General features: G+C 65.9%; 28 protein-coding genes and 1 riboswitch. Of the genes, 16 read left to right on the forward strand and 12 right to left on the reverse strand.

The genetic code is table 11. The features are described from left to right. Positions 1-4: 4 nt before the first annotated feature. The gene (locus BMY25_RS17800; protein WP_092499135.1) at positions 5-1420 is read left to right on the forward strand and encodes an FGGY-family carbohydrate kinase; all 1416 of its coding nucleotides are present in this window, start codon (positions 5-7) and stop codon (positions 1418-1420) included. Between the two features lie 3 nt (positions 1421-1423). Here the strand turns inward: BMY25_RS17800 and BMY25_RS17805 are convergent, their stop codons facing one another. The 3 genes from BMY25_RS17805 to BMY25_RS17815 all read right to left on the reverse strand — a co-directional run bounded on the left by BMY25_RS17805 (position 1424) and on the right by BMY25_RS17815 (position 3690). Continuing rightward, a complete protein-coding gene (locus BMY25_RS17805) occupies positions 1424-2233 on the reverse strand; it encodes a transglutaminase-like domain-containing protein (protein WP_092499145.1) in 810 nt (269 codons plus the stop codon). A gap of 104 nt (positions 2234-2337) precedes the next feature. Then, positions 2338-3264 carry a transglutaminase family protein gene (locus BMY25_RS17810; protein ID WP_092499147.1) on the reverse strand — a complete coding sequence of 309 codons (927 nt, stop codon included), beginning with the start codon at positions 3262-3264 and terminating at the stop codon, positions 2338-2340. Between the two features lie 87 nt (positions 3265-3351). Next, positions 3352-3690: a hypothetical protein gene (locus BMY25_RS17815; RefSeq protein WP_092499151.1), complete on the reverse strand. Its 339-nt coding sequence runs from the start codon at positions 3688-3690 to the stop codon at positions 3352-3354. A 179-nt stretch (positions 3691-3869) separates the two neighbouring features. Here BMY25_RS17815 and BMY25_RS17820 point away from each other — a divergent pair, with 179 nt between their 5' ends. From BMY25_RS17820 to BMY25_RS17830, 3 genes are read left to right on the forward strand one after another with little or no spacing between them, the layout of a single operon-like run. Continuing rightward, on the forward strand, positions 3870-4622 hold the full coding sequence (locus BMY25_RS17820) for a gluconate 2-dehydrogenase subunit 3 family protein (protein WP_092499153.1): 753 nt from the start codon (positions 3870-3872) through the stop codon (positions 4620-4622). A 3-nt stretch (positions 4623-4625) separates the two neighbouring features. After that, positions 4626-6392 (forward strand): GMC family oxidoreductase, encoded by a 1767-nt coding sequence (locus BMY25_RS17825; protein ID WP_092499158.1) that lies wholly within the window; start codon positions 4626-4628, stop codon positions 6390-6392. Further along, the gene (locus BMY25_RS17830) at positions 6389-7618 is read left to right on the forward strand and encodes a cytochrome c (RefSeq protein ID WP_092499164.1); all 1230 of its coding nucleotides are present in this window, start codon (positions 6389-6391) and stop codon (positions 7616-7618) included. The genes BMY25_RS17825 and BMY25_RS17830 overlap by 4 nt, the downstream gene beginning before the upstream one ends. A gap of 163 nt (positions 7619-7781) precedes the next feature. On the opposite strand, the gene glpX is transcribed toward BMY25_RS17830, so the two are convergent. Genes glpX through BMY25_RS17845 form a run of 3 tightly spaced genes read right to left on the reverse strand, consistent with a single transcriptional unit; the run spans position 7782 to position 10876 of the window. Next, positions 7782-8717: a class II fructose-bisphosphatase gene (glpX, locus tag BMY25_RS17835; protein ID WP_092499220.1), complete on the reverse strand. Its 936-nt coding sequence runs from the start codon at positions 8715-8717 to the stop codon at positions 7782-7784. A gap of 40 nt (positions 8718-8757) precedes the next feature. Beyond that, the gene (gene fbaA / locus BMY25_RS17840) at positions 8758-9897 is read right to left on the reverse strand and encodes a class II fructose-bisphosphate aldolase (RefSeq protein WP_092499167.1); all 1140 of its coding nucleotides are present in this window, start codon (positions 9895-9897) and stop codon (positions 8758-8760) included. Positions 9898-9919: 22 nt separating this feature from the next. Beyond that, positions 9920-10876, reverse strand: a complete 957-nt coding sequence (locus tag BMY25_RS17845; protein WP_092499169.1) for a carbohydrate kinase family protein — start codon at positions 10874-10876, stop codon at positions 9920-9922. 200 nt (positions 10877-11076) lie between these two features. Here BMY25_RS17845 and BMY25_RS17850 point away from each other — a divergent pair, with 200 nt between their 5' ends. Both BMY25_RS17850 and BMY25_RS17855 read left to right on the forward strand, forming a co-directional pair. Next, positions 11077-12057 carry an aldo/keto reductase gene (locus tag BMY25_RS17850; protein ID WP_092499170.1) on the forward strand — a complete coding sequence of 327 codons (981 nt, stop codon included), beginning with the start codon at positions 11077-11079 and terminating at the stop codon, positions 12055-12057. Between the two features lie 88 nt (positions 12058-12145). Beyond that, a complete protein-coding gene (locus BMY25_RS17855; RefSeq protein WP_092499171.1) occupies positions 12146-12784 on the forward strand; it encodes a phosphoribosyltransferase family protein in 639 nt (212 codons plus the stop codon). A 43-nt stretch (positions 12785-12827) separates the two neighbouring features. On the opposite strand, the gene BMY25_RS17860 is transcribed toward BMY25_RS17855, so the two are convergent. Then, positions 12828-13331 carry a MarR family winged helix-turn-helix transcriptional regulator gene (locus tag BMY25_RS17860; RefSeq protein ID WP_092499223.1) on the reverse strand — a complete coding sequence of 168 codons (504 nt, stop codon included), beginning with the start codon at positions 13329-13331 and terminating at the stop codon, positions 12828-12830. A 162-nt stretch (positions 13332-13493) separates the two neighbouring features. Between BMY25_RS17860 and BMY25_RS17865 the strand changes: the two genes are divergently transcribed. The 10 genes from BMY25_RS17865 to BMY25_RS17910 all read left to right on the forward strand — a co-directional run bounded on the left by BMY25_RS17865 (position 13494) and on the right by BMY25_RS17910 (position 21798). Further along, complete coding sequence (locus BMY25_RS17865) at positions 13494-13919, forward strand: organic hydroperoxide resistance protein (RefSeq protein WP_092499172.1); 426 nt, start codon at positions 13494-13496, stop codon at positions 13917-13919. A 205-nt stretch (positions 13920-14124) separates the two neighbouring features. After that, positions 14125-14382, forward strand: a complete 258-nt coding sequence (locus BMY25_RS17870; RefSeq protein ID WP_092499173.1) for a hypothetical protein — start codon at positions 14125-14127, stop codon at positions 14380-14382. 63 nt (positions 14383-14445) lie between these two features. Beyond that, entirely contained in the window at positions 14446-14703 is a 258-nt protein-coding gene (locus BMY25_RS17875; RefSeq protein WP_092499178.1) for a hypothetical protein, read from the forward strand. 62 nt (positions 14704-14765) lie between these two features. Then, positions 14766-15023: a hypothetical protein gene (locus BMY25_RS17880; protein ID WP_092499181.1), complete on the forward strand. Its 258-nt coding sequence runs from the start codon at positions 14766-14768 to the stop codon at positions 15021-15023. Between the two features lie 232 nt (positions 15024-15255). Further along, entirely contained in the window at positions 15256-16095 is an 840-nt protein-coding gene (locus tag BMY25_RS17885; RefSeq protein ID WP_092499183.1) for a DeoR family transcriptional regulator, read from the forward strand. 1 nt (position 16096) lies between these two features. Beyond that, on the forward strand, positions 16097-16984 hold the full coding sequence (locus tag BMY25_RS17890) for a substrate-binding domain-containing protein (protein WP_428976984.1): 888 nt from the start codon (positions 16097-16099) through the stop codon (positions 16982-16984). Positions 16985-17053: 69 nt separating this feature from the next. Beyond that, a complete protein-coding gene (locus BMY25_RS17895; RefSeq protein ID WP_092499189.1) occupies positions 17054-18616 on the forward strand; it encodes a sugar ABC transporter ATP-binding protein in 1563 nt (520 codons plus the stop codon). A 4-nt stretch (positions 18617-18620) separates the two neighbouring features. Continuing rightward, positions 18621-19568: an ABC transporter permease gene (locus BMY25_RS17900; protein WP_092499191.1), complete on the forward strand. Its 948-nt coding sequence runs from the start codon at positions 18621-18623 to the stop codon at positions 19566-19568. Positions 19569-19579: 11 nt separating this feature from the next. Then, the gene (locus BMY25_RS17905; RefSeq protein WP_092499192.1) at positions 19580-20527 is read left to right on the forward strand and encodes a tagatose kinase; all 948 of its coding nucleotides are present in this window, start codon (positions 19580-19582) and stop codon (positions 20525-20527) included. Further along, the gene (locus tag BMY25_RS17910) at positions 20524-21798 is read left to right on the forward strand and encodes a D-tagatose-bisphosphate aldolase, class II, non-catalytic subunit (RefSeq protein WP_092499194.1); all 1275 of its coding nucleotides are present in this window, start codon (positions 20524-20526) and stop codon (positions 21796-21798) included. Before BMY25_RS17905 ends, BMY25_RS17910 begins: the two co-directional genes overlap by 4 nt. A gap of 20 nt (positions 21799-21818) precedes the next feature. Here BMY25_RS17910 and BMY25_RS17915 read toward each other — a convergent pair whose 3' ends face one another. The 5 genes from BMY25_RS17915 to thiO are packed head-to-tail and all read right to left on the reverse strand — an operon-like array spanning position 21819 to position 25333. Next, a complete protein-coding gene (locus tag BMY25_RS17915) occupies positions 21819-22811 on the reverse strand; it encodes a HesA/MoeB/ThiF family protein (protein ID WP_092499195.1) in 993 nt (330 codons plus the stop codon). Further along, a complete protein-coding gene (locus BMY25_RS17920; RefSeq protein WP_092499196.1) occupies positions 22778-23383 on the reverse strand; it encodes a thiamine phosphate synthase in 606 nt (201 codons plus the stop codon). Before BMY25_RS17920 ends, BMY25_RS17915 begins: the two co-directional genes overlap by 34 nt. 3 nt (positions 23384-23386) lie before the next feature. Next, positions 23387-24157, reverse strand: a complete 771-nt coding sequence (locus tag BMY25_RS17925; protein WP_092499197.1) for a thiazole synthase — start codon at positions 24155-24157, stop codon at positions 23387-23389. 1 nt (position 24158) lies between these two features. Then, entirely contained in the window at positions 24159-24356 is a 198-nt protein-coding gene (thiS, locus tag BMY25_RS17930) for a sulfur carrier protein ThiS (protein ID WP_092499198.1), read from the reverse strand. Beyond that, a complete protein-coding gene (thiO, locus tag BMY25_RS17935) occupies positions 24353-25333 on the reverse strand; it encodes a glycine oxidase ThiO (protein ID WP_092499204.1) in 981 nt (326 codons plus the stop codon). Before thiO ends, thiS begins: the two co-directional genes overlap by 4 nt. 68 nt (positions 25334-25401) lie before the next feature. Next, a riboswitch (TPP riboswitch) is annotated at positions 25402-25519 on the reverse strand. Positions 25520-25734 lie beyond the last annotated feature (215 nt).

The following is a 25734-nucleotide window of genomic DNA, read 5'->3' on the forward strand; positions in this document are numbered from 1 at the left end:
GACAATGCAGCGCGCGGAGACGATTGCCGTCCTCGACATCGGCAAGACCAACGCCAAGCTGGTGCTGGTCGACGGCGGGACCGGCGCGGAAATCGCGCTCCGCACGATGGCGAACCGCATACACACCGACGGTCCCTATCCGCACTTCGACGTGGACGGCATCTGGGCCTTCTTCCGTGACGCCCTGCACGAACTCCACCGCGAGCATCCGATCGGCGCGATCTCGATCACCACGCATGGCGCGGCCGCCGCGCTGCTCGGCTCGGAAGACGGCGACGGGCTGGCCATGCCGATCCTCGATTACGAGCATGCCGGCCCGGACGAACTCGCGGCGGAATACGCGGCCGTGCGCCCAGCCTTCGCAGAGACCCGGTCAGCCCGCCTGCCCGGTGGTCTCAATCTTGGCGCGCAGCTCTTCTGGCAACAACATCGGTTTCCCCGCGAGTTCGGAAACGTCCGCTCTTTCCTCACCTACCCGCAGTACTGGGCATGGCGGCTGACCGGCCGCGCGGCGACCGAATGCACGTCGCTGGGTTGCCATACGGATCTCTGGAATGTGCAGACCGGCGATTGGTCGAGCCTTGTCCGGCGGATGGGCTGGGGGGACCTGATGGCGCCGCTCCGCTCCGCCTTCGACGCGATGGGGCCGCTGCGGCCGGAGCTTGCCCGCGAGCTCGGCCTGTCCCGCGACTTGCCGGTTGCCTGCGGTATCCACGATTCCAACGCCTCGCTGCTGCCGCATCTCATCCGCCACGAGAAGCCCTTCAGCGTGATCTCCACCGGCACCTGGGTGGTGATCTTCGCGCCCGGCGGCGGCATGGAGCATCTCGACGAGCACCGCGACGGTCTGGCGAATGTGGATGCCTTCGGGACGCCGGTGCCCTGCGCCCGCTTCATGGGCGGCCGCGAATTCGAGCAGCTCACCGGCAACAAGGCCATGGCCGCCGAACCCGGTGCGCTCGAAGCGGTCGTCTCCCGCGGGATCATGGCCCTCCCCTCCTTCTGCCGGGGAACCGGACCCTTTCCCGGGCAGAGCGGGACGTGGTCGCTCGATCCCGGCCAGCTCACGCCCGACGAGCGCGTCGCGGCGGCGAGCCTCTACGCGGCGCTGGTGACAGAGGAGGCGATGCGCATCGCCGATGCGTCCGGTCCGATCATCGTCGAAGGGCCTTTCGCCGCCAACGCCACCTATTGCGGCGCGCTCGCGGCCCTGACCCGGCGCCCGGTCATCCGCTCGGCAGGCCAGACCGGCACCTGCTTCGGCGCCGCCCTGTTGATCGACAGGAGCATTCTGGAGCGCCACGCGGCCGCAAGCACGGAAAAGCCTGTGCCGCCCCTGGAGATCGCAGGCCTCAACGCCTATGCGCGGGACTGGCGAGCGCGGATTGCCGCGCGCCGCCCGATCGCCGTCACCGCCTGAGACTCAGCCCTTCACCTCGTCGGTGACGACCTTGAAGCCCGTCAGCGAGCATGGCCCGAACGTCGTCGTGATCGCGACATCGGTAGCGTCGCGGCCCCGCGCCATGAGGATACGGGCGACGCGCGGCGTGTTGTGGCGGGCGTCGAACGTGTACCAGCGATGACCGAGATAGACCTCGAACCAGGCGCTGAAATCCATCGGCGCATCCACTGGCGGCACACTGATGTCGCCGAGATAACCCGTGCAGTACCGCGCCGGGATGTTCATGCAGCGGCAGAGCGTGACGGCGAGATGCGCGAAATCGCGGCAGACGCCGAGTTGCTCATGGAAGGCGTCGAAGCCCGTCTTGGTGGAGCGCGCATGCTCGTAGCCGAAGGTGATGCGCTCATGGACGAACTCCACGATCGCCTGCACCCGCGCCCAGCCCTTGGGCGTGTCGCCAAAAAGCGACCACGCGGTGTCAGACAGGCGGTCGGTTTCGCAGTAGCGACTGCCCAGCAGGAAGACGAGCACGTCGTCCGGAAGATCCTCGACCGGATGCTGCTCCGCATCGGGCACCACGATATCGGGCTCGCCCGTGTCGCCGACGAGGAAGTCGGCGCTGATCCTGAGCGTGCCTTGCGGGGCGACGATCCGGGTGCAGATATTGCCGAAGCCGTCCTCGTAATTATGGGAGGGGATCGGCGGATCGAAGATGATCTGGTGCGGGCTCTGCAGATCCGGAAAGCGCTCCGGGAGAATACTCAGCATCAGCAGCATCGGCGTGGGCTGCGGACAGTCATAGGTGATCTCGTAGCCGGCACGCACTTGCATCAAGATGATCTCCCCCGATCAATCAACCAAGAATTCTGGCGATATCTTTGTTCCGGTCAATGTGTCGATGAAAGTCGACCGAACGGAGCGGCGTCGGCGACACGTCACGCGCGCAGGTCCGCGATCCGCTGGCCGATCGGCCCTGACCCCGCATTCGCCTCGTCCGACGAGACATGGACGCTGACGTCCATATCGAGGAAGTCGCCGGGAAAACCTGTCCAGGAGCCGCCGAGCGGCAGGATCTGGCGCGGATCGCGGGCGACGGCGACGCGGATCAGGTCGCGATTGCCGATGATGGCATTGGTCGGATCGAAATCCATCCAGCCGATGCCGGGCACATAGACCTGCAACCAGGCATGCGTCGATCCACCGCCGAGATGGCCGCGCCCCTCGCGCGACGGCACGTAGATGTAGCCGGACACGAAGCGGGCGGCGAGGCCCAGCGAACGCACCGCTTCCATCATCAGCACCGCGAAATCGCGGCAGGTCCCGGCTTCCAGCCGCAGCGTTTCGACGGGCGACTGGATGCCCTTTTCCATGCGACGGTTGTAGCTGAACTCACGCCGGATCGCCTGCGTCATGGCGGAAAGCAGGTCCAGCGTCGCCGTCCGGCCTTCCGGGCGCAAAAAACGCCGCGCCCAGTTGTCGACGCGCTGGTCGGGATCGGAATATTGCCGCTCCACCGAGCGGACCAGGTCCGGCATTTCTTCCGAACCGTATGAGAACGGCCACGTCTGGGCATAGGGCGCGGGCTGGAAATCGTTCCAGGAGCGCACGGTGTGCTCGATGCTGCCAATGCTCTCGAAGCGCAGCTCGGCAGAGCGCGTCGCGAACCGGGCAACCGCGACGGAATTGCCGAACACGTCCTGATACCAGCGCAGGCTCGCCGGCTCGGGCGCGATCTTCAGCTGGAAATCGAGGAGGCGCTGGTCGAGGCCGCCCTGCGGCCTCAGCGTCATCCGGTGCTCGCCGAAGGCGACGGGCTGTCTGTACTTGTACGTCGTGACGTGACGAACGGTCAGGATTGGCATGGCCCTGCCTTGCAGACTCTCATTCCAAGCTCAAGCAAAAACCGGGCCAAAGAAGAAGGAGCCGCCCGGACGGCGGCTCCTGGAGGCCTATTCGCCACACGCCGTGCCGCTGTTGCAGGCGTCCTTGGCCTGGTTCTCACCCTGATTGGTAACGGGGCCGGCGGAGTTGTTCGTCGTCTCGCCGGCCGATTGCGGCGTGGCGGAAGTCGCGGCGCCCGTGCCCGCCGCATTGGCCCCCTGCGGCGCCTGCGCGGGCGCGCCCTGCTGCGTGGTCACGCCGGTGCCGGACGTGTTCGAGCCCATATTGGTGCTGCTGGCCGCGCCTTCCGTTGCATCCGCTCCGGTGCCCTGGGCAAGCGCCATGCCCGGCCCGGCCAAGAGCATGGCGGATGCGGCGAGAGCGAGCGATGCGGTCCTGATCGACATGGAATTCTCCGTTTTCAGGTCGTCAGGACCTTCAAGCCCCCTGGCTGAGAACCGTTCCAGATCAATGCTAAGGAGCCCTGAGTTCATTTGGCGCAGGGAAAATTAGAGTTTGTCAAAACAGCGGCGCCTAAGATGGGCTAAACGCGCCGCAACGGCTCATCAACGATCAGGGGTAATGGATGACATCCGCCTTACGCTCGGCGCTCTCAAGGCGTCGGTTCCTGACATCAACCGGGGTGGCTCTGCTGATCGCCCCGGCCGTGTCGAATGGCTACGCCCGCACGATCACCGGCCTTCCGTGGGAGCCCAATGCGGGGGATTACCCCAAGCCGGTCGTGCCCGGCGGCTGGGTGTTCTTCACAGGTGACGAGGGCGTCGCGGTGGAGGCGATCGTCGATCGCCTGATCCCGCATGACGACCTCAGCGTCGGCGGCAAGGAAGCCGGTTGCGCAGTCTATATCGACCGCCAGCTCGCGGGCTCCTTCGGCGATTCCAGCTGGCTTTACATGCGTCCGCCCTTCGCCAAGGGCACGCCTTCGCAGGGTATGCAGTCCCCCGTCGTTCCGGCCCAGCGTTTTCGCACGTCGCTGGCCGCGCTCGACAGCTATTGCAAGCAGACCTATTCCGGCAAGGGCTTCGCCGCGCTCGGCGCCGACCAGCAGGACGACCTGCTCAAGGGCCTGGAAGCCGGCAAGGTCCAGCTCCCCAATGTCGACGGCAAGGCGTTCTTCGACCTCGTGCTTCAGAGCACGATGGAGGGCTTCTTCGCCGATCCCCTCTACGGCGGAAACAAGGACATGGTCAGCTGGAAGATGATCGGCTTCCCCGGCGCGCGATACGATTACCGCGACCATATCAGCAAGCATAACCAGCCCTATCCCAACCCGCCGGTCTCGATCACTGGCCGCGCCGACTGGTCGGTGAGGAGTTAAGAGATGGCACAGAAACTGCCGCATAAAGACGTTGTCATCATCGGGCTCGGCTGGACCGCCTCGATCCTCGCGAACGAACTCACCGATGAAGGACTGGAGGTCGTTGCCATCGAGCGTGGCCCCTGGCGCGACACCGGCACCGACTTCAACATCAACTACGTCCAGGACGAGCTGCGGTACGGCATCCGCCTCGATCTGTTCCAGCGCCCGACGCAGGACACCGTCACGTTCCGCAACAACGGCGACCAGACGGCCCTTCCCGTGCGCCAGTTCGGCTCCTTCCTGCCGGGCAATGGCGTCGGCGGCGCGGGCGTGCACTGGAACGGTCACACCTGGCGCTTCCTGCCGAGCGATTTCCGCTGCCGCAGCCATCTGGAAGAGCGCTACGGGGCGAACTTCATCCCCAGCGAGCTGTCCATCCAGGACTGGGGCGTCACCTACGAGGAGATGGAAGCCTCGTACGACAAGTTCGAGTACCTGGCCGGCATTTCCGGGCAGGCCGGCAATCTGAACGGCCAGCAGACCGGGCATGGCAACCCATTCGAAGGTCCGCGCAAGCGTGACTATCCGCAGGGCCCGCTGCCGATGAACTACGGCCCCACCATCTTCGCCGAAGCGGCGCGGAAGTGCGGCTATCATCCGTTCCCGACCCCGGCGGCGAACTCCTCCGGCTTCTACACCAACCCGCTCGGCCTCACGATGGGCCCCTGCACCATGTGCGGGTTCTGCGAGCGCTTCGCCTGCGCCAACTATTCCAAGGCCAGCGCCCAGGTGAACGTGCTGCCGCACCTGATGCAGAAGTCGAACTTCGAGGCCCGGACGAATTGCGAGGTGATGAAGATCAACCTCGATTCCACAGGCAAGAAGGCGACGGGCGTCACCTATGTCGACAGTTCGGGCGAGGAGTGGGAGCAGACCGCGGACCTGGTGATTTCCTGCGCCTTCATCTTCGAGAACGTCCGGTTGTTGATGCTGTCCGGCATCGGCGAGATCTACGATCCCAAGACGCAGAAGGGCACCATCGGCCGGAACTACGCCTACCAGACGAATTCCGGCATCCAGATGTTCTTCGACGACAAGAACTTCAACCCGTTCATCGCGGCGGGCGCGCTCGGTCAGTCGGTGGACGACTTCAACGGCGACAACTTCGATCATTCCGGTCTGGATTTCGTCGGCGGCTCTGGCTTTAACTGCATCCCGACCAACGCCCGCCCGATCCTCAACCGGCCGACGCCTCCGGGTACGCCGAAGTGGGGCAGCGAGTGGAAGAAGGCGACGAAGGACCATTACCTTTCGACGCTCAGCTACTCGCTCCAGGGCAGCAGCTACGCCTCGCCCGGCAACCATCTCGACATGGATCCCGCCTATACGGACCGGTTCGGCCGGCCGCTGATGCGCATGACCTTCGACTTCCCGGACAACGACATCCGTATGACGTCGTACTGCACGGACAAGGCCGCCGAGATCGCGAAGCAGCTGAATCCGAAGCAGATGGTCGTCAGCAAGCGCAAGAAGCCCTACAGCGTGGTGCCCTACCAGAGCACCCACAACACGGGTGGCGCGATCATGGGCACCGATCCCACCAAGAGCGCGCTCAACCGCTACCTCCAGAGCTGGGATGTGCCGAACCTCTTCGTGATCGGCGCCAACGCCTTCCCGCAGAACGCCGGATACAATCCGACGGGCACGGTCGGCGCCCTCGCCTTCTGGGCGGCGGAAGCCATCCGCACCCAGTACCTGAAGAACCCCGGAGCGCTGGTGCAGGCATGAAACGACTGATCCGTTACACCCTGGTTGCCCTGGCCCTCGGTTCAAGCGCAGCCTATGCCGGCGACGACCAGTCCTTCACGGCTATCCAGAAGGGTCGCGATCTCGCGATCCTGGGCGACTGCGCGGCCTGCCATACCGCACCCGGCGGGCAGGCCTATGCGGGCGGCCTGGAACTGCAGACGCCGTTCGGCATCATCGCCTCGTCCAACATCACGCCCGACCGGGAAACCGGCATCGGCGCGTGGTCGGACGAGCAGTTCTATAATGCGCTCCACAACGGCACGACGCCGCACGGCTCGCATCTGTACCCGGCCATGCCATATCCGGCCTATACCAAGCTGACGCGCGAGGACACGGACGCGATCCACGCCTATCTGCAGACGCTGCAGCCGGTGAACAAGTCGGTCGTCACCAACCGCCTGCCCTTCCCCTTCAATATCCGGGCGGACATGGCGGTCTGGAACGCGCTGAACTTCACGGAAGGGACCTTCAAGCCCGATCCGCAGAAGTCGCCGGAATGGAACCGCGGCGCCTATATCGTCGAGGGACTCGGGCACTGCGGCACCTGCCACACGCCCAAGAACGTCATGGGCGGCGACAAGAACAGCGCGCATCTGGAAGGCGCAAGCCTGCAGGGCTGGTTCGCGCCGAACATCACCAACGACCAGCGGCTCGGCATCGGCTCATGGTCCGAGGATGATCTCGTCCAGTACCTGAAGACCGGTTCCAACGCCCGCACGATCGCTTCCGGCCCGATGGCGGAAGAGATCGAGAAGTCGAGCGCACGCTGGACGGACGCCGACCTGAAGGCCGTCGCGGTCTACCTCAAGGACCTGAAGCCGGCGCATCCGGGCGACAATGCCCAGCCGATCGCGGCCGACGACAAGCGGATGACCGCGGGCGCCGCCATCTACAAGGATCGTTGCGCCGGCTGCCACCAGGACAGCGGCAAGGGCGGAGCGAAGCTCTTCCCGGCTCTGGCCGGCAGCGCCATCGTGCAGCAGCCCGATGCCACGACGCTGATGCGCGTCGTGCTGCAGGGCAGCCAGGGAGCCGGCACTTCCGGCGCTCCCACGCACCCGGCCATGCCGTCCTTCTCGCATACGCTGAACGACGACCAGGTCGCCTCGGTCCTGACCTACATCCGCAACAGCTGGGGCAATGCCGCTTCGGCGGTCGCGGGGGGCGACGTGAAGTCGCTTCGCAAGAACTCGCCCGGCGGCTGATCCTCCCGGATCGCCGGAGCTGGGTCCCGCAGCTGGGTCCCTGAAAACAAAAGGCGGCCGCCCCAAGCGGCCGCCTTTTTCTTTGCCGCTCGACGATACGAAGAAGGGGCGGCATCCCGGGATGCCGCCCCTTCTGTAGTCTGCGCTGAAATGTACCGGTCGCCTACAGCCGGTGATGCGTCTCCACGTAGCGGATCGTGCCGCTGCGGCTCTCCGTGACCATGGAATAGGTCACCATGCTTGTTTCGGTCCGGCGAACGCCCTGGAGCAGCGAGCCGGAGGTGACGCCGGTCGCCACGAAGAAGACGTTGCCTCTGGCGATCTCCTCCACCGTGTATTTCCGATGCGGATCGGCCAGACCCATGCCGCGCGCACGGGTGATCTGTGCTTCGTCCTCGAACAGGAGCCTGCCCTGCATCTGGCCGCCGAAGCAGCGGATGGCCGCCGCCGAGATCACGCCTTCCGGCGCGCCGCCCGACCCCATGAAGAGGTCGATTTCGGAGCCCGGCTGCGCCGCCGCGATCGCCGCCGCCACGTCGCCGTCCGTCAGCAGCACGATGCGGCTGCCCGCCTCGCGGCATGCGGCGACCTTGTCGGCATGTCGCTCGCGGTCCAGCATGGTGACGACGAGGTCCGATGTGCCGCACCCCTTGGCCTCCGCCAGGCGACGAAGGTTCTCGCCCGGTGCGATATCCAGGTCGACCACGCCCTCCGGCAGGCCCGCGCCCACCGCGATCTTGTCCATGTAGATGTCGGGCGCGTGGAGGAAATGGCCGGCATCTGCGAGCGCCAGCACGACCAGCGCGTTCGGGCCGCCCTTGGCGGTGAGGTTGGTCCCTTCCAGCGGATCGACGGCGATATCCATCGCCGGGCCGCCGCCACCCACCTTCTCGCCGATGTAAAGCATCGGCGCCTCGTCCATCTCACCCTCGCCGATCACCACCGTGCCGGCGATGGGCACCGTGTCGAAAGCGCGACGCATGGCTTCCACCGCCGCTCCGTCCGCCTCGTTCTTCTTGCCGCGACCAATCCAGTCGTAGGCGCCAATGGCCGCAGCTTCCGCCACGCGCACCAGATCCAGCGTGATATCCCGTTCCAAAGCCCCGCCCTTCCCCGTTTCGTGCCGCCCGGCCAAATCCTCAACGCCCGGCAATGCTGCGACCCTTCGAGCCGAGATCCGCGAAGGCCTCGTCCAGCCGCTCGATGATGCCCTGCTCGCCGGCGCGCAGCCACTTGCGGGGATCGTAATGCTTCTTCGTGGGCTTGCCGTTTGCCGGATCGATCTGGTGCGCGAAGGCCGCCGGATGCTCGTTCACGTAGGCGCCCACGGGCTTAGCGAAAGCGAACTGCGTGTCGGTGTCGATGTTCATCTTGAAGACGCCATAGCTCACCGCCTCGGTGATCTTCGCCTTTTCCGAGCCGGAGCCGCCGTGGAACACGAGATCGAGCGGCTTGGCGCCGCCGCCATGCCTGCCGGAAACCAGCTCCTGCGACGCCTTCAGGATTTCCGGGCGCAGCTTCACGTTGCCCGGCGCGTAGACGCCATGGACGTTGCCGAAGGAGGCCGCCACCGTGAAGTGGCCGATCGGGCTCAGCCGCTCATAGGCGTAGAGCACGTCTTCCGGCTGCGTATAGAGATGCGCGTTATCGGCGGCGTCGTCATGCTCGTGGCCGATGCCGTCCTCCTCGCCGCCGGTAACGCCGAGTTCGATCTCCAGGCTCATGCCGAGCGGCGCCATGCGCTTCAGCATGCGCTCGCATTCCGCGACATTCACCTCCAGCGCCTCTTCGGAGAGGTCCAGCATGTGGGAGGTGTAAAGCGGCTTGCCGGTTCGCTCGAACCAGCGCTCACCCTCGTCGACGAGATTGTCGATCCACTGCACGAGCTTGCGGTTGGCATGGTCGGTGTGGAGAACGACGCAGATGCCATACTGCTCGGCCAGGAGATGCACGTGTTGCGCGGCGGAAACCGAGCCCAGCACCCGCGCCCGGTCGGCATCCGGGCAACCTTCGCCCGCATAGAAGCGCGCGCCGCCATTCGACAGCTGGATGATGACGTCGGAGCCGTTCTTCGCCGCCGCTTCCATCACCGCATTGATGGAGTTCGTGCCGACCACGTTGACGGCCGGCAGCGCATAGCCGCCTTCCTTGCAGGCCGCGATCAGTGCCGCGTAATCGGCTCCGGATACCACGCCCGGCCGAAGCGTCCTGCCCGCGCCGGTCCCAGATGCGGACACCGCGGCGGACCCGCTGGCGGGCGAAGTGGATTGATCGTTCATCTCTCGTTCCTCCTCGGTTTTTTTAGGCTCGGGCGAGCGCCTGAAAGGCGGTCGAACCCATTATCTCGACACGGCGGGGCGGGTTCGCCCCCGGGCGCGAACAGGTGATCCCGGCGCAGGTGACGCCGAACGCCAGCACCTTACGCAGCGCCTCCGGCGAGATCGAGGCAAGCGCGGCCTTACCGATCACCCCCGTTTCCACGAGCGCCACCAGCGAGGCGCCCTGGAATGTGTCGCCGGCGCCGATCGTGTCGGCGACATCGATCTTCGGGCTCGCAACCTCGACCCTGCCGCTCTTCGCCCAAGCCGTGACGCCATCGCCGCCGCGCGTGATCACCACGAGCGCGTTGCCGGCGGCAAGTCGCGCCTCGGCAAACAAGTCGTAGTCTCCCTCGCCGTAGAGATATTCGAAATCGACGTCGGACATGCGAACGATGTCGGCCAGCGCCATGAAGCCGTCCATGCGGCGGCGATAATCATCGATGTCGCCGACGAGGTTGGGGCGGCAGTTCGGATCGAAGGAAACGGTGGTCGCGGCCGCCGCCTCCCGCACCATCGCCAGCGTCTCGGAGGACACGGGATCGTGGATCAGCGAGGTGGAGCCGACATGCAGGACTTCCACGTCTGCGAAGGGGATCGAGCCTGCCTTGTAGGTCCAGCGGCGCGTGGCGGAGGCCTCGTCATAGAAGGCGTAATGCGGTTCGCCATGCACGAAGCGGACAAAGGCCAGCGTCGTCTCGGTCGGCGACCGCGTGACGTAGCGGAGATCCACGTTCGAGGCTTCGGCGTGCTCCGCGATCATGGCGCCGAACATGTCGTCGGAGATGCCGCCGACCAGACCGGTGGGGGCGCCGAGCCGGGCCATCGCCACCGCGACGTTGAGGCACGAACCGCCGACCACCGGCACATAGGCGTCGCGGCCCTGCGCGTCCTTGGCCGGCATGAAATCCACCAGTGCGTCACCGCAGCTGAGAAGCATCGCCTTCTTCCTCCCTTGGGCGTTGCAGCTGTCTTACGGGAAGCGCCGCCGCACCGCCAGAGCCTGAAAGCAGGGCGAAAGCAAGCATCGCGAAGCGAGCGGGTCCCAATCGTCGCACTGGTCAAACACCGATCCGGTCCCAAGTCTTGTTCTATCCCCGGCAGCCGGTTCACGGCCGCGATCCCTCAGGAGTTCAGCCCATGGAATATGTGAAACTCGGAGCCACCGGCCTTGACGTCTCCCGCCTCTGCCTCGGCTGCATGACCTATGGCGTGCCGGATCGCGGCAATCACGCATGGACGCTGGACGAGGAAACGAGCCGCCCCTTCATCAAGAAGGCGCTGGAGCTCGGCATCAATTTCTTCGACACGGCGAACGTCTATTCCGACGGCACCAGCGAGGAGATCGTCGGCCGCGCGCTGAAGGATTTCTCCACCCGCGACGAAGTGGTCATCGCCACCAAGGTGCACGGGCGGATGCGGCCCGGCCCGAACGGGGCCGGTCTTTCGCGCCGCGCCATCATGAGCGAAATCGACCATTCGCTGCGCCGCCTCGGCACCGATTACGTCGACCTCTACCAGATCCATCGCTGGGATTACGGCACGCCGATCGAGGAGACGCTGGAAGCGTTGCATGACGTCGTGAAGGCCGGCAAGGCGCGCTACATCGGTGCCTCATCCATGTATGCCTGGCAGTTCGCGAAGGCGCTCTACACCGCCGATTTCAACGGCTGGACGCGTTTTTCCACCATGCAGAACTACGTGAACCTGCTCTACCGCGAGGAGGAACGCGAGATGCTGCCGCTTTGCGAGGCGGAAGGCATCGGCGTCATCCCGTGGAGCCCGATGGCGCGCGGGCGGCTGACGCGCGACTGGGACGAGGGCAGCGCCCGCTCTGAAACCGACGAGTTCGGCAAGACCCTCTATGCCGCGACCGCAGCGGCGGATCGCAAGGTGGTGGAGAAGGTCGCCGGGATCGCGGCCAAGCGCGGCGTGCCGCGCGCGCAGGTGGCGCTTGCCTGGGTCCTGCAGAAGGAACCCATCACCGCCCCCATCATCGGCGCCTCCAAGCAGAACCATCTCGACGACGCCGTGGCCGCCCTGTCGCTGAACCTCACCGCCGAGGAGATCCTGGCGCTGGAGGAGCCCTACGTGCCGCATGAGGTGATCGGCTTTTCCTGATCCACATGCAGGAGACGGTCCCGGCTTTGCGCCGGGACCGATTGGGCGGTAAGAGCGTGCGGATACCGCAACGCCTGAAGGATCTCACATGGAGCCCCGCCTGACGCCGTCCCAATATGGTTGCGACCTTGCGGGCTGGCCGCTGGACCTGCCGATCGTGCCGGTCAATCCGACCCTCGCCATCGCCCTTTTCATGACGATCGACGGCGGCGTCCTGCTGGGCGAGCATATCGGCCGCGAGATGGCCAAGCGTCTGGCCCCGTCCAAACCCGACATCATCGTGAGCGCCGCGACGCTCGGCATTCCCGTGGCGATCGAGGCCAGCCGCGGCCTGGGGCTGGACCGCTACGTGATCGCCCAGAAATCGCCCAAGGTGCATCTGGGCGACGCACTGGTGGAGCCGGTCGTCTCCATCACCAGCAAGGGCCAGCAGAACCTGCTGCTCGACCGCAACGCGATCCCGCTGCTGGCGGGCAAGCGGGTTGCCGTGGTCGATGACGTCGTGGCGACGGGATCCAGTCTCAAGGCGCTCTGCAACCTCGTGCGCAAGGCCAGCGGCGAGGTGGTCTCCATCGGCGTCGTGCTGACGGAGGCGCATGACTGGCGCGCGGTGCTCGGCGAGGATGCCGATCTGCTGGTCAGCCTCGGCCATATCCCGCAGTTCGAAATTCGCGGCGACGAGGTCAGCGTGATCCCGGAGACGCTGGCGCATCCCGTCCCCGCCTGAGCCGAAGACCTCCGAAGATGGCCGGCGGCGCCGCCGCCGAGCCCTAGACGCCCGCCTTGTGCAGGTTTTCGCGAAGCTGCGTGATCTCGGCCTGCAGGCGCCGAAGCTGTGTTTCGGAAAGACCGGATGCTTCCAGCACGCAGCGGGGGACGTCGTGCGCCCGCTGCCGCAACGCCCTGCCCTCATCCGTCAGGCTCACGCGCACGACTCGTTCGTCGCCCGAATCCCGCCTGCGGCTCACGTATTTCAACGCTTCCAGCCGCTTCAGCAGCGGCGTGAGCGTGCTGGATTCCAGAAAGATCTTCGCGCCGAGCCCGCCGACCGTCTGGTCGTTCTCCGCCCATAGCGCGACCATGACGAGATATTGCGGGTAGGTCAGGCCAAGCTCATCCAGCAACGGCTTATAGACGCGGTTGAAGGCGTGGGAGGTCGAGTAGATCGCGAAGCACAGGAAGTCTGAAAGACCGATCGTGTCCAGGAGCGTCGACACGCCTGCGGACTCGTGCGGCGGCTGCGGGGCAGTCTCGGGCTTATGGCTTTCGGGCATTCCATTCGTCTCCGTCATGCGCTTCTTATATCACGAAAAATACATCGCGCTCGATTTAATCGACCATTGACAGAAACGGGGTCCACCTATATATAGGTCGTACGCGATTAAATCGCTGCCGAAATTCCGGCAAATTCTTCATGTCACGGCTCAGGAGATACCATGTCCGTCAACGCAATCTACAGCACCTCCGCCCGCGCTACCGGTGGCCGCGATGGTCATGCCGCCACGCTGGACGGCGCTGTCGACGTCAAGCTGACCACGCCGAAGGAGATGGGTGGCGCTGGCGGCCCGGGCGTGAATCCCGAGCAACTGTTCGCGACGGGCTATGCCGCCTGCTTCATCGGCGCCATGAAGTTCGTGGCTTCGCAGGGTGGCCCCAAGGTCCCCGCCGATACGAGCGTGACTGCCACGGTTGGCATCGGCCCCCGCTCGGAAGGCGGCTTCGGTCTGGCGATCGCTCTGGAAGTCTCGGTGCCCGGCCTGGAGAAGGCTGCCGCCGAGGAACTGGTCGCAAAGGCTCATGAGGTCTGCCCCTATTCCAACGCGACCCGCAACAATGTCGATGTGAAGCTCACCGTCGCCTGAAGACGTCCGGCGTGGCGGACTGTTCCGGCCGCCACGCCGCCACCGACCGCCCGTCGCCTGTCATCCGCGGAATAATTAAGTCGCGGACGATTTTATTGCCAAAGACTGAAACCTTTTCCAGACTTCCACCGTTTATATCGCATACGATCCTGTTGATCGCGATTTGATTGCAGACGCCTCATCTCGGGGCATTCAGGAGATTATCATGCGTAAGATCATTTTCGCTTCCGTCGCCTTCGGCCTGCTTTCGGCCGGTATCGCCAACGCCGCGGGCATCCCCGCCCTCCAGGCCGATACGTCAGGCACCCGTCCGGCCGTTGCCGGCGAGGTTTCGCGCGGCTTCCTTCTGTTCACCGACCAGAACGGCCAGAAGCGCGTCGTCAACCAGTATGCCGGCCAGGCCGAGACCGCCAATTCCTACGGCGCTCCCTACTTCGTCCACGGCCAGACCGAGACCCGCTAACCCATTCCGGCGCGGCCGCCCGCTTTTCGGCAAGCGCCGCCTTCTCATTTAAGGACAATCATTATGCGTAAGATCATTTTCGCCGCCGCCGCTCTCGGCCTTCTTTCCGCTGGCGCCGCCAACGCCGCAGGCATTCCCTCCCTGCAGCAGCAGAACGAGGGCACCTACCCGGCCGTCGCCGGCAAGGTCTCCAAGGGCTTCCTGCTCTTCACCGACCAGAACGGCCAGAAGCGCGTCGTCAACCAGTATGCCGGCCAGACCGAGACCGCCAATTCCTATGGCGCTCCGTACTTCGTCCACGGCCAGACCGAGACCCGCTAACCCATTCCGTTTCGGCCGCCCTCTTTCGGCAAGCGCCGCCCTCCCATTTAAGGACAATCATTATGCGTAAGATCATTTTCGCCGCCGCCGCTCTCGGCCTTCTCTCCGCTGGCGCCGCCAACGCCGCAGGCATTCCCTCCCTGCAGCAGCAAAACGAGGGCACATATCCGGCCGTCGCCGGCCAGGTCTCGAAGGGCTTCCTTCTGTTTACCGACCAGAATGGCCAGAAGCGCGTCGTCAACCAGTATGCCGGCCAGACCGAGACCGCCAATTCCTACGGCGCTCCCTATTTCGTCCACGGCCAGACCGAGACCCGCTGACCAATTGTATCGCCGGGCCTCACGCCCCCCACCCAAGAGACCCGGCAGTCCAGTCCTCCTCCCGGACTGGACGGAAGCCGCGAGCCGCGCCCCACCCGCGGCCCGCGGTTTTTCTTTGCCCGACGTTCGAGCATTGCAGCAGACGCGGGCCACCCATTCCGAAAGCTCTTCCCTTGCCGGCCGGAAATTGCTAGCTTTCGTTTAATAAGGAAACGCTTTCGGAATTTTCGAATTGGTCATCGGAGCCAACAGTGCCGCGCTGAAGCGGCGGCTAAAGGTTGCCGAGATCGTCCGCCGCGAGGGTGAGATGCGGGTCGACGACCTGAGCGCATTGCTCAATGTCTCGGCCGTCACCATTCGCAGCGATCTCAGCTATCTCGAGGATCAGGGCCTGATCGTCCGCCGCTTCGGCAAGGCGATGGCGCTGGAAGCGCTTGCGCCGAGGTCAGGCGGCCCGTCCGAGCCATCTGACCATCGCTTCACGGCCGACATGCTGCGCGCCGCGCGCGAACTCGTTTCCCCCGATGCGCCCATCCTGATCGGCCATGGCGTCCTGCCGGTCCGTCTCATCCCCCTGTTTTCCGAAATCGCCGGTCTCAGCCTGATCCTGTCGTCCTGGGACGCCGTCGTCGTGGCGCGCTCGTGCCTGGATTGCGACATCAACGTGCTGGGCGGACGGCTCGGGGCGGACGGCTCCTCGCTGCAGGGCCCCAAGGCGATCCAGAGCCTCAGCGCCGACCTGATCGGCACCTTCGTCTTCGAAGCCCGGGCGGTTACCGCGGAGGGCGGCCTCCTGATGCTCGATCCGGCGACGGAGCAATTCTGCGCCGCCGCCTGCCGGCAGGCGGCGCGCACGATCGCGCTGGTCCCGAGCGCCGCGCTGCTTCTGGCGCGGGCCGGATTCCAGCTGCCGCTCGATCTCGTCGATCACGTGATCCTCCCCTCTTCGCCCGACATGGGATGTCGGGAACAACTGATCCGAGCCGGCTATCAGCCCGGTGGGATGACAGCGTCCGTATTCGGCCGCGAGCATGCAATCACCAGAGGAAATGCCCATGTATCTGCATCGTAAAATGCGAACCGCCATCGTAGCGCTTGCGGCTTTCGGCGCCTCCGCCGCCGTTGCCGACGCCGCCACGGTCGGTGCTTCGCTGCTCACCCAGCAGCACCCCTTCTATGTCGAGCTCGCCAACGCGATGAAGCAGGAAGCCCAGAAGGACGGCCTGGATCTGCAGATCTCGATCGCCAACCAGGACCTCAACAAGCAGCTGGCCGACGTCGAGGACTTCATCACCAAGGGCGTCGACGTCATCATCATCTCGCCGGTGGATTCGCAGGGCGTGAAGTCGGCGGTGCTGCGGGCCAAGAAGGCCGGCATCAAGGTCATCACCGTGGACGTGCCCGCCAACGGCGCCGAGGTTGCCTCGCATGTCGGCACCGACAACTTCGCGGGCGGCCAGAAGGCCGGCGAACTGATGGCCAAGGAACTCGACGACAAGGGCGACGTGGCCGTCATCGACTACCCGACGGTCCAGTCGGTCGTCGATCGCGTCAACGGCTTCAAGGACGCGCTGAAGTCGCATCCGAACGTCAAGATCGTGGCCGACCAGGCCGGCATCACCCGCGCCGAGGCGCTTTCGGTGGCGCAGAACATGCTGCAGGCTAACCCCAACATCACCGGCATCTTCGGCTTCGGCGACGATGCGGCGCTGGCAGCGGTCTCGGCCGTGAAGTCGGCGAACCTGTCCGGCAAGGTCAAGGTCATCGGCTTCGACGGCATGAAGGAAGCCCGCGACGCCGTGGACCACGACCCGGAATTCGTCGGCGTCGTCCGCCAGTACCCGGACAAGATGGGCGAAATCGCCATCGACACCGCCGCCAAGATCATCAAGGGCGAGGACGTTCCGGCCAAGCAGCCGGTCGTTCCCGGCCTCTACACCAAGAATGGCGACCAGAAGTAAGCGATCACGGATCGCCCTGCACGAGCGGGGAGGCCACGCCTCCCCGCTCACACCCGATCGGAAAGCACGATGAGCCCCCAACCCGAAGGCCTTTCGCCGCCCGCTGCCTCTCCCGGCCACGTCACCGGCGCCGCCCCGGTTCTCGAGATCCACGACGTTTCCAAGAGCTTCGGTCCAGTTCAGGCGCTGAAGCGCATGGAGCTCGCCGTCACGCCCGGCCGCGTGCATACCCTGCTGGGCGAGAACGGCGCGGGCAAGTCGACGCTGATGAAGATCCTGGCCGGTGTCTTTCCGCCGTCCGGCGGCACGATCCGGCTGAACGGCAAGGACTATCTTCCGCGCGATCCCAAGGATGCCGCGGCTCACGGCGTTTCCATCATCTTCCAGGAGCTGAGCCTCAGCCGGAACCTGACGGTGGCGGAAAACATCTACGCCAATCGCGAGGTCAACCGCTTCGGCTTCATCCAGGACCGGAAGCTGAACGAGGACGCAGCCCAGCTCATCCGCGACCTCGGCCTGCCCCTCGATCCCCGCGCCCGCGTGGCGGATCTCTCCATCGCCAAGCGGCAGCTGGTGGAGATCGCCAAGGGGCTGAGCCATCCGACCCGCCTCGTCATCATGGACGAGCCGACATCCTCGCTCAGCGACAGCGAGGCGGAGATCCTGTTCCGCATCATCGCCAAGCTGAAGGCCCAGGGCGTCGGCATCATCTACATCTCACACCGCATGGACGAGATCATGCGGATCTCCGACGACATCACGGTGATGCGCGACGGCGAGTATATCCGCACGCTCACCCGCGACGAGGCCGACATCAACCAGTTGATCGCACTGATGGTCGGCCGGCCGATGCAGGACATCTATCCCAGGCGCGAAACGCCGGCGCCGGCCGCCAGCGTCGCTCCGGTGCTCGCGGTGAACAAGCTCAACGCTGCCGGCCTCTTCCATGACGTGAGTTTCACCGTCCGCCCCGGCGAGGTTCTCGGCCTCTTCGGCCTGATCGGCGCCGGGCGCTCCGACGTGATGAAGGCGATCTTCGGCATGCTGCCCCACGAGGGTGAGATCCAGGTCGCGGGCAAGCCGGTACGCATCGCCAGCCCCAGCGACGCCATCCGCAACGGCATCGCCTTCGTCACGGAAAACCGCAAGGACGAGGGGCTGGTGCTTGCCCATTCCGTCGAGCGCAACATCAATTCCGTGGCGCTCGGCAGCTTCGCCAACGCGCTCGGCTTCATGCATCCGCGCGCCGAAATCGCCAATGCCGGCGAGGAGGTCCGCCGCCTGTCCATCAAGACGGCGAACCTCAACACCGCAGCCCGAAACCTCAGTGGCGGCAACCAGCAGAAGATCGTGCTGGCCAAGTGGCTCGCCATCAAGCCGAAGGTGCTGATCCTCGACGAGCCCACGCGCGGCGTCGATGTCGGTGCGAAGTTCGAGATCTACAAGATCATTCGCGAACTCGCCACGCAGGGCACCGCCATCGTGATGGTGTCCTCGGAACTCTCCGAAATCCTCGGCATGAGCGATCGTGTCGTGGTCATGCACAACAAGAAAATCGTCGCCGAGCGACAGGCTGCCGGTCTCACCCAGGAACTGGTGATGCGGGACGCGGCAGGCGTAGACAGTGAGTAAGTCGATGAAGAACTTCGCCTCCAGCCACACGGTTCGCCAGTACGGCGGCATCGTCGCCGCGCTGATCGTGCTCTGCGTGATCTTCTCGGTCGCCAATCCGCGCTTCCTGCAGGTCAACAACTTCCTGAACATCATGCAGCAGGTCACCGTGGTGGCGATCGCCGCCTTCGGCATGACCTACGTGATCCTGCTCGGCGAAATCGACCTTTCCGTCGGGTCCATCATCGCGGTGGCCGGCATGGTCGGCGCGCAGTGCTTCGCCTTCGGCCTCGGCTTCGTGCCGACCGTCGTCATCACGCTTCTCTCCGGCGTGGTGATGGGCGGCATCAACGGCTTCGTTTCCGCCAAGATGCGGCTGCCGTCGTTCATCGTGACGGTCGCGACCATGGGCATCTTCCGCGGCGTTGTCAGCCTGCCGACGGGCGGCCTGCCCGCGCCGATCAACAACGATACCTGGCTGTTGCTGTCCATCGACGACCTCTTCGGCGTCCCGCTGATGGTCTGGATCCTCGCGGTCCTCTTCGTCTTCAACTGGGTGCTGCTCTCCAAGACGGTGTTCGGCCGCCGCGCATATCTCACCGGCGGCAACCGCGAGGCCGCGATCTATTCCGGCATCCGCGTGGACCGGCTGAAGATCGTCATCTTCATGATCTCCGGCGTCATGTCGGCGATCTCCGGCATCCTGCTCTCCTCGCGGCTCAGCTCGGCGCAGACCAATTCCGGCATGGGCTACGAGCTCGACGCAATCGCCGCGGCCGTCCTCGGCGGCACCAGCCTCGCCGGCGGCGCGGGCTCGATGATCGGCACGCTCCTGGGCGCGCTGATGATCGGCGTCATCAACAACGGCATGAACATGCTTTCGGTGCCGTATTTCTACCAACTGATCGTCAAGGGCGTCGTCATCATCCTCGCCGTCTGGCTCGACGTCCGCTCCAAGTCCTCCCGCGCGTGAAAGAACCCGCAATGAAGAAAATCGTCACCCTCGGCGAGATCCTGGTGGAGATCATGGCCGTCGATCGCGGCCAGAGCTTCCGCGCCCCCGGCACGCTGGTCGGCCCCTTCGCCAGCGGCGCCCCCGCCATCTTCATCGATCAGGTCGCCAAGCTTGGCCAGCCCTGCGGGATCGTCTCCTGCGTCGGCGACGATGATTTCGGCTGGCTCAACATCGAGCGACTGCGCGGCGACGGCGTCGATGTCTCGGCGATCCGCGTCCATCCCGAGCAGGTCACCGGCAGCGCCTTCGTGCGCTACCAGGAGAACGGCGAACGCGATTTCGTCTTCAACATCAAGAACTCCGCCTGCGGCCACATCTCGATGACCGAGCAGGCGGAAAAGCTGCTCGCCGGCTGCGACCACTTCCACATCATGGGCTCGTCGCTCTTCTCCTTCCGCATCATCGACGTGATCAAGAAGGCCATCGAGATCGTGAAGGGCAACGGCGGCACCGTCTCCTTCGACCCCAACATCCGCAAGGAGATGCTGAATATCCCGGAGATGCGGGCGGCGCTCGAATTCATGCTGGAATATTGCGACATCTTCCTGCCGAGCGGCCCTGAGATCTCGCTCCTGACGGAAGCCGACGACGAGGAGACCGCGATCCGCGAGATCCTCGACATGGGTGTTTCCTCCATCGTGGTTAAGCGCGGGCCGAAGGGCTCCAGCTATTACGACGCGGAGCGCTCGGTGCACGGCCGCTCCTTCCCCGTGGAGGAACTGGACCCGACCGGCGCCGGCGATTGCTTCGGCGCCACCTACGTGACATGCCGCCTGCAGGGCAGAAGCGTGGAGGAAGCGCTCCGCTACGCCAATGCCAGCGGCGCGCGCACCGTCACCCGCAAGGGACCGATGGAAGGCGCCTCCTCCTTCGCCGAACTCGATGCCTTCATCGCCAGCCATGAGGTCGCCGCATGAGCGCCGAACATCTCGCCAGCCTCCCGGAGCGCCGCGCCAACGGCTCGCACGAGGGGATCACCTCCGTCTGCTCCGCCCATCCGCTCGTCATCGAGGCGGCCTTCCTGCAGGGCCTTGCCGACGGGAGCGAAGTCCTGATCGAGGCGACCTGCAACCAGGTCAACCAGGACGGTGGCTATACCGGCATGACGCCGGCTGATTTCCGCCGTTTCGTCGAAGAGATCGCCGCCCGCGTCGGCTTTCCGCCCGAGCGCCTGATCCTCGGCGGCGACCATCTCGGCCCCAATCCCTGGAAGGGGCTCGACGCGGAAGCCGCCTTCGCCAAGGCCGACGTGATGATCGCGGCCTTCGTGGAAGCGGGCTTCACCAAGATCCATCTCGACGCAAGCATGGGCTGCGCGGGCGAACCGGAAGCGCTGGACGACGAGACGACGGCCGCCCGCGCCGCCCGTCTCGCGGCCATTGCCGAGGATGCCCATCGCCGCGTCGGTGGCACGGCTCCGGTCTACATCATCGGCACGGAAGTCCCGACGCCCGGCGGCGCGCTGGAAGCACTCGACCACCTGCAGGTGACGTCGCCCGAGGCCGCCGCCGGGACCGTCGAAGTGCATCGCCGCGCCTTTTCCGAGCGTGGCCTCCAGGCGGCGTTCGACCGCGTGATCGGACTCGTCGTGCAGCCGGGCGTGGAATTCGGCGATGCCGATGTCGTGCATTACGCGCCGGAAAAGGCCGTGGGCCTCAGCCAGTGGCTGAAAAGCGCGCCGCAATTCGTCTTCGAGGCGCATTCCACCGATTACCAGACGGAAGCCGGCCTTGCCGCTCTCGTGCGCGACGGCTTCGCCATCCTCAAGGTCGGCCCTTGGCTGACCTTCGCGCTTCGCGAGGCGCTTTATGGGCTCGATGCCATCGCCTGCGAACTGGTGGAGGGCTATGCGTCCCACTCGCTCAAGGCGGCGATGGAAGAGCTGCTGCTCTCCGAGCCCGGCAACTGGAAGAAGTACTACCACGGCGACGAGACGGCGCTTCGCGTCAAGCGGCACTACAGCTACAGCGACCGCATCCGTTACTACTGGCCGCATCCGACCGCTCGCGCGGCGGTGGAACGGCTGACGGCGGCGCTGGACGATGTGGCAATTCCCGAGACGCTGATCAGCCAGCATCTCGGCGCGCTGTATCCGCAGGTCGTTTCCGGTGAAGTGAAGCCGAATGTGCGCGATCTCCAGATCGCGGCCGTCCGCAATGTGCTTCGGCAATACGCCCAGGCTTGTTGAGAATACGCCTGCCGTGCTCGTCAGGCGATGAGCACGGCGGCTTCGCAAGCCCAGCGCGACTGGGCGGAACGCGCGGCGCGATAAGCGCGCACGCCGCTGGCGCAGGCAAAGACAACGCGGCCTGAGGACGGCTGGATCTCCGCGCTGACTTCGTCCGGTGCAACCCGCATCGCGCCAGCGACGGCTGGCTCCGGCGCTTCCTCCACCGGACGAAGTTCCACCACGCGATCCCCCGACCGGAGGTCGCAGGCCTCGATAAACGCGATCTCCACGTCCTCCGGCTCCGGCGTACCCTCGAAGCCAAAGCCGCCGAAGTTCATCGTCTTGAGATCGACGGAGACGAGGCGACCGAGCGGTGACGGGTGCTGACCGAGTAGCACCTGCAGCGCCATATGCGCCTGCAGCGAGCCGAGCACGCCGACCGCCGAGCCAAGTACGCCATTGATCGCGCAGCTTCCGACCACGGTCGGCATGTCCGGGAAGATCGCGCGGTAGCTCGGCGCCCCCCCGGAAAAGCCGCCGACATAGCCCCGCTGCTCCAGCACGGACGCCGTGATCAACGGTTTGCGGAGACGATGGCAGGTGCTGCCGAGCATGTAGGTGACGGCAAGACTGTCGGCGGCATCGACGACGAGGTCCACGGCGCCGACCAAGCCTTCTACATTGGACGGGCGAAGCCGCTCGGCATGGGCGTGCAGGCCGACCTCCGGGTTCAGCGGGGCCAACGCATCCCACGCCGCTTCGGCCTTGGGCCGGCCGATATCGGACATGCGGTAAAGCCATTGCCGGTGCAGGTTGGAAGCGTCGACGCGGTCGTGATCCACGATGTCGATATGCCCGACGCCGGCTCCGGCAAGCGCGGGGAGCACGGACGAGCCGAGCCCACCGGCGCCGACGACCAGCACCCGTGCCGCCGCCAGCTTCGCCTGCCCGACCGCACCGACCTCCGGCAGGATGATTTGACGTGCATAGCGGTCGCTCACCTGCCGGTCGTCCGCGTTGCCGCGACCCATTCCCGCGTCCGCGCTTCCGGATCGGCGTTCAGCAGGATGTCGGTCACCACCGCCGCGCTGTCGGCGCCCGCACCAAGCACCTGCCCCGCCCGCTCCGGCGTGAGACCGCCGATCGCCACCAGTGGCACGTCCCCGATGCGCCGCTTCCATTCGCGCACGCGGTCGATCCCCTGCGGCGCCCAGGCCATCTTCTTCAGGATCGTCGGAAACACCGGGCCGAGAGCGATGTAATCCGGCTGGACGGAAAGCGCGCGATCGAGTTCGGTATCGTCATGGGTGCTGACGCCGAGCCGTATTCCGGCCTGGCGGATCACCTCCACATCGGCGTCATCGAGATCCTCCTGGCCGAGATGGACGAAGTCGCAGCCCTCCTCGATGGCGATCTGCCAGTAATCGTTGACGATGAGCTGCGCCCCCGCGTCTTCGCAGAGGGCCCGCGCTTCGGCGATCTCGGTACGGAGCACGTCCTCCGGCTTGTTCTTGATGCGGAGCTGGACGAGGCGGACGCCCTGCGGCAGCAGCCGGTGCAGCCACTCCGTGCTGTCCACGATGAGATAGAATCGGTCGAGCATCGTTTACTCCCGAAAAGCCATGCCAAGCACGGGGGTTGAGGGGGCCGCCATGTCGCGGGCGTCCATGGGGTCGGCGAGCCACGCCGCGCGGCCGGCTTCGATCGCCTGCCGGAATGCCCTGGCCATGGCGGCGGGATCGCCGGCCTTGGCAACGGCGGTGTTGAGGAGAACGGCGTCGTAACCGAGTTCCATCGCCTGCGCCGCATGGGACGGCAGGCCGATGCCGGCATCCACCACCAGCGGCACGTCGGGAAAGCGCGCCCGCATCGTGCGAAGGCCGTACGGATTGGAAAGGCCGCGGCCGGAGCCGATCGGCGCGCCCCACGGCATCAGCACGCGGCACCCCGCCTCCAGCAGCCGATCGGCGACGCCCAGATCCTCCGTCGTATACGGAAAGACCTCGAAGCCCTCGCGGCAGAGGATACCGGCCGCCTCGACCAGCCCGAAGACATCGGGTTGCAGCGTGTCGTGGTCGCCGATCACCTCCAGCTTGATCCAGGCCGTGCCGAAGACTTCCCGCGCCATCTGGGCCGTCGCGACCGCTTCCTTGGCCGTGTGACAGCCAGCCGTGTTGGGCAGCACGCGCACGCCAAGATCGCGGATCAGATCCCAGAAGCCCTGCCCCGCACGGTCTCGGCCGGATTCCCGGCGGAGCGACACCGTGACGACTTCCGCGCCGGAAGCACGAACCGCGTCCGCGAGGATCGCCGGCGAGGGATATTGCGCCGTGCCGAGCAGCAGGCGCGAGCCGAGTTCCACGTCATAGGCTTTCATCTCAGCCTCCCTGCATCGGCGCGAGGATTTCCACCGTGTCGCCCTCGGAGAGTTCCAGCGCCGGCCGCCGTGTCACCGGCACGAAGCTCTCGTTGACGGCCGTCGCGACCACGGTATCGGCATAGCCGAGCTCGACCAGCAGGCCATCCAGCGTTGAGGCCGAGGCCTCCTTCGCCTCGCCGTTGACGGTCAGCCTCATCTCGTCACCTCCGGAAAGCTTACGTCATTCATCACGATGTCGGCCGCCATGCGGGCGAGCGCCGGCGACAGCAGGAAGCCGTGGCGGTAAAGCCCGTTGACCATCAGCCGGTCGCCATCGCGGCGGATGCGCGGCAGATTGTCGGGAAAGGCCGGGCGCGCATCGCTGCCGATCTCCAGGATTTCGGCTTCGGCAAAGGCCGGATGCAGCGCGTAGGCGGCGTTCAGGAGTTCCACCATCGAGCGGGCGGTGACGCGGCTCCGCTCGCCGCTCTCGATGCTGGTCGCGCCCACCATGTAGACGCCCCCGCCGCGCGGCACGATGTAGAGCGGAAACCGCGGATGCAGCAGCCGCACGGGGCGCGAGACGGAAACGTCGGGGCAGCGCAGGATCAGCATCTCGCCCTTCACGCCACGCAGGTCCGGCAGCCGGTCCTGCGCGGCAAGGCCACGACAATCCACGATCCGATCGGCCGCCGGGGCGTTCGCATCGGCATCCACTCCGAAACGGATCGGCACGCCGGCCGCTTCCAGCTTCGCGGCGAGCAGCTTCAGCGTCTCGCGGGGGTCGAGATGGCCTTCCTCGCGGAAGAACAGCGCGCGGGCGAAACGGCCGGCGAGGTCCGGTTCGAGTTCTCCCAGGGCTGCCTCGTCCAGCCGTTCGAAACGGTCGGTGCGGCGGGCGAAGCGGTCGAGTTCCGGCGCGTCGCGGCGCTGCGCGAGGACGAGGCTGCCGAGCCTTTCCGCCGGCACGTGGCGCGGCCAGTAGTCCAGCGCCTCCTGGCCGAGGCGCACGACCAGCGGCTCCGCGCTTTCGCCCTCGCACCACGGGGCCAGCATGCCACCGGCGAACCGCGAGCATGCCTCGGCGGCAAGCGACGCGGAGCGTTCGAGAATTTCCACGTCGGCGCCCTGCTCGCGAAGCGCGAGGGCCGTGGTCAGCCCCATCACCCCCGCACCGATTACCGCCACGCGCATGCGATCTCCCAGCTTCAGCCAGGCCGGACGGGAGTCCCAAAGCGGTTGAGGAGAAAGGGCCTCGAAAGAAGTGAGGCACGGTCCATCCCTTCGCCAGCTTGACCTGGATCAGGTTCGAAGGGTCACCGTTTTGCGCAAGCGCCGACGGTCTCTCAGCCCCTCTCAGGGACTCCCCTTGGATGGGAACTTGATAGGCGCGCCGGCAGGCAAGGTCAATCGACGGGATCGACCGTCGGGTTGACCCCTCGCGGCGGAGGCTCGGCGATAAAGCCGCCTACTCCGCGGGCACCCTCTCCGCTCCCGCTCCGGTTTCCGCCTCGTCCGCCCCGGCCTGTTCCGCCTGGTCGATGCGGCGGAAGGTGGCGAGTGCCTGCCCGACGACCTGGTCCATGTTGTAGTAG

This window comes from Faunimonas pinastri (assembly GCF_900110915.1).
Taxonomy (GTDB): Bacteria; Pseudomonadota; Alphaproteobacteria; order Rhizobiales; family Afifellaceae; genus Faunimonas; species Faunimonas pinastri.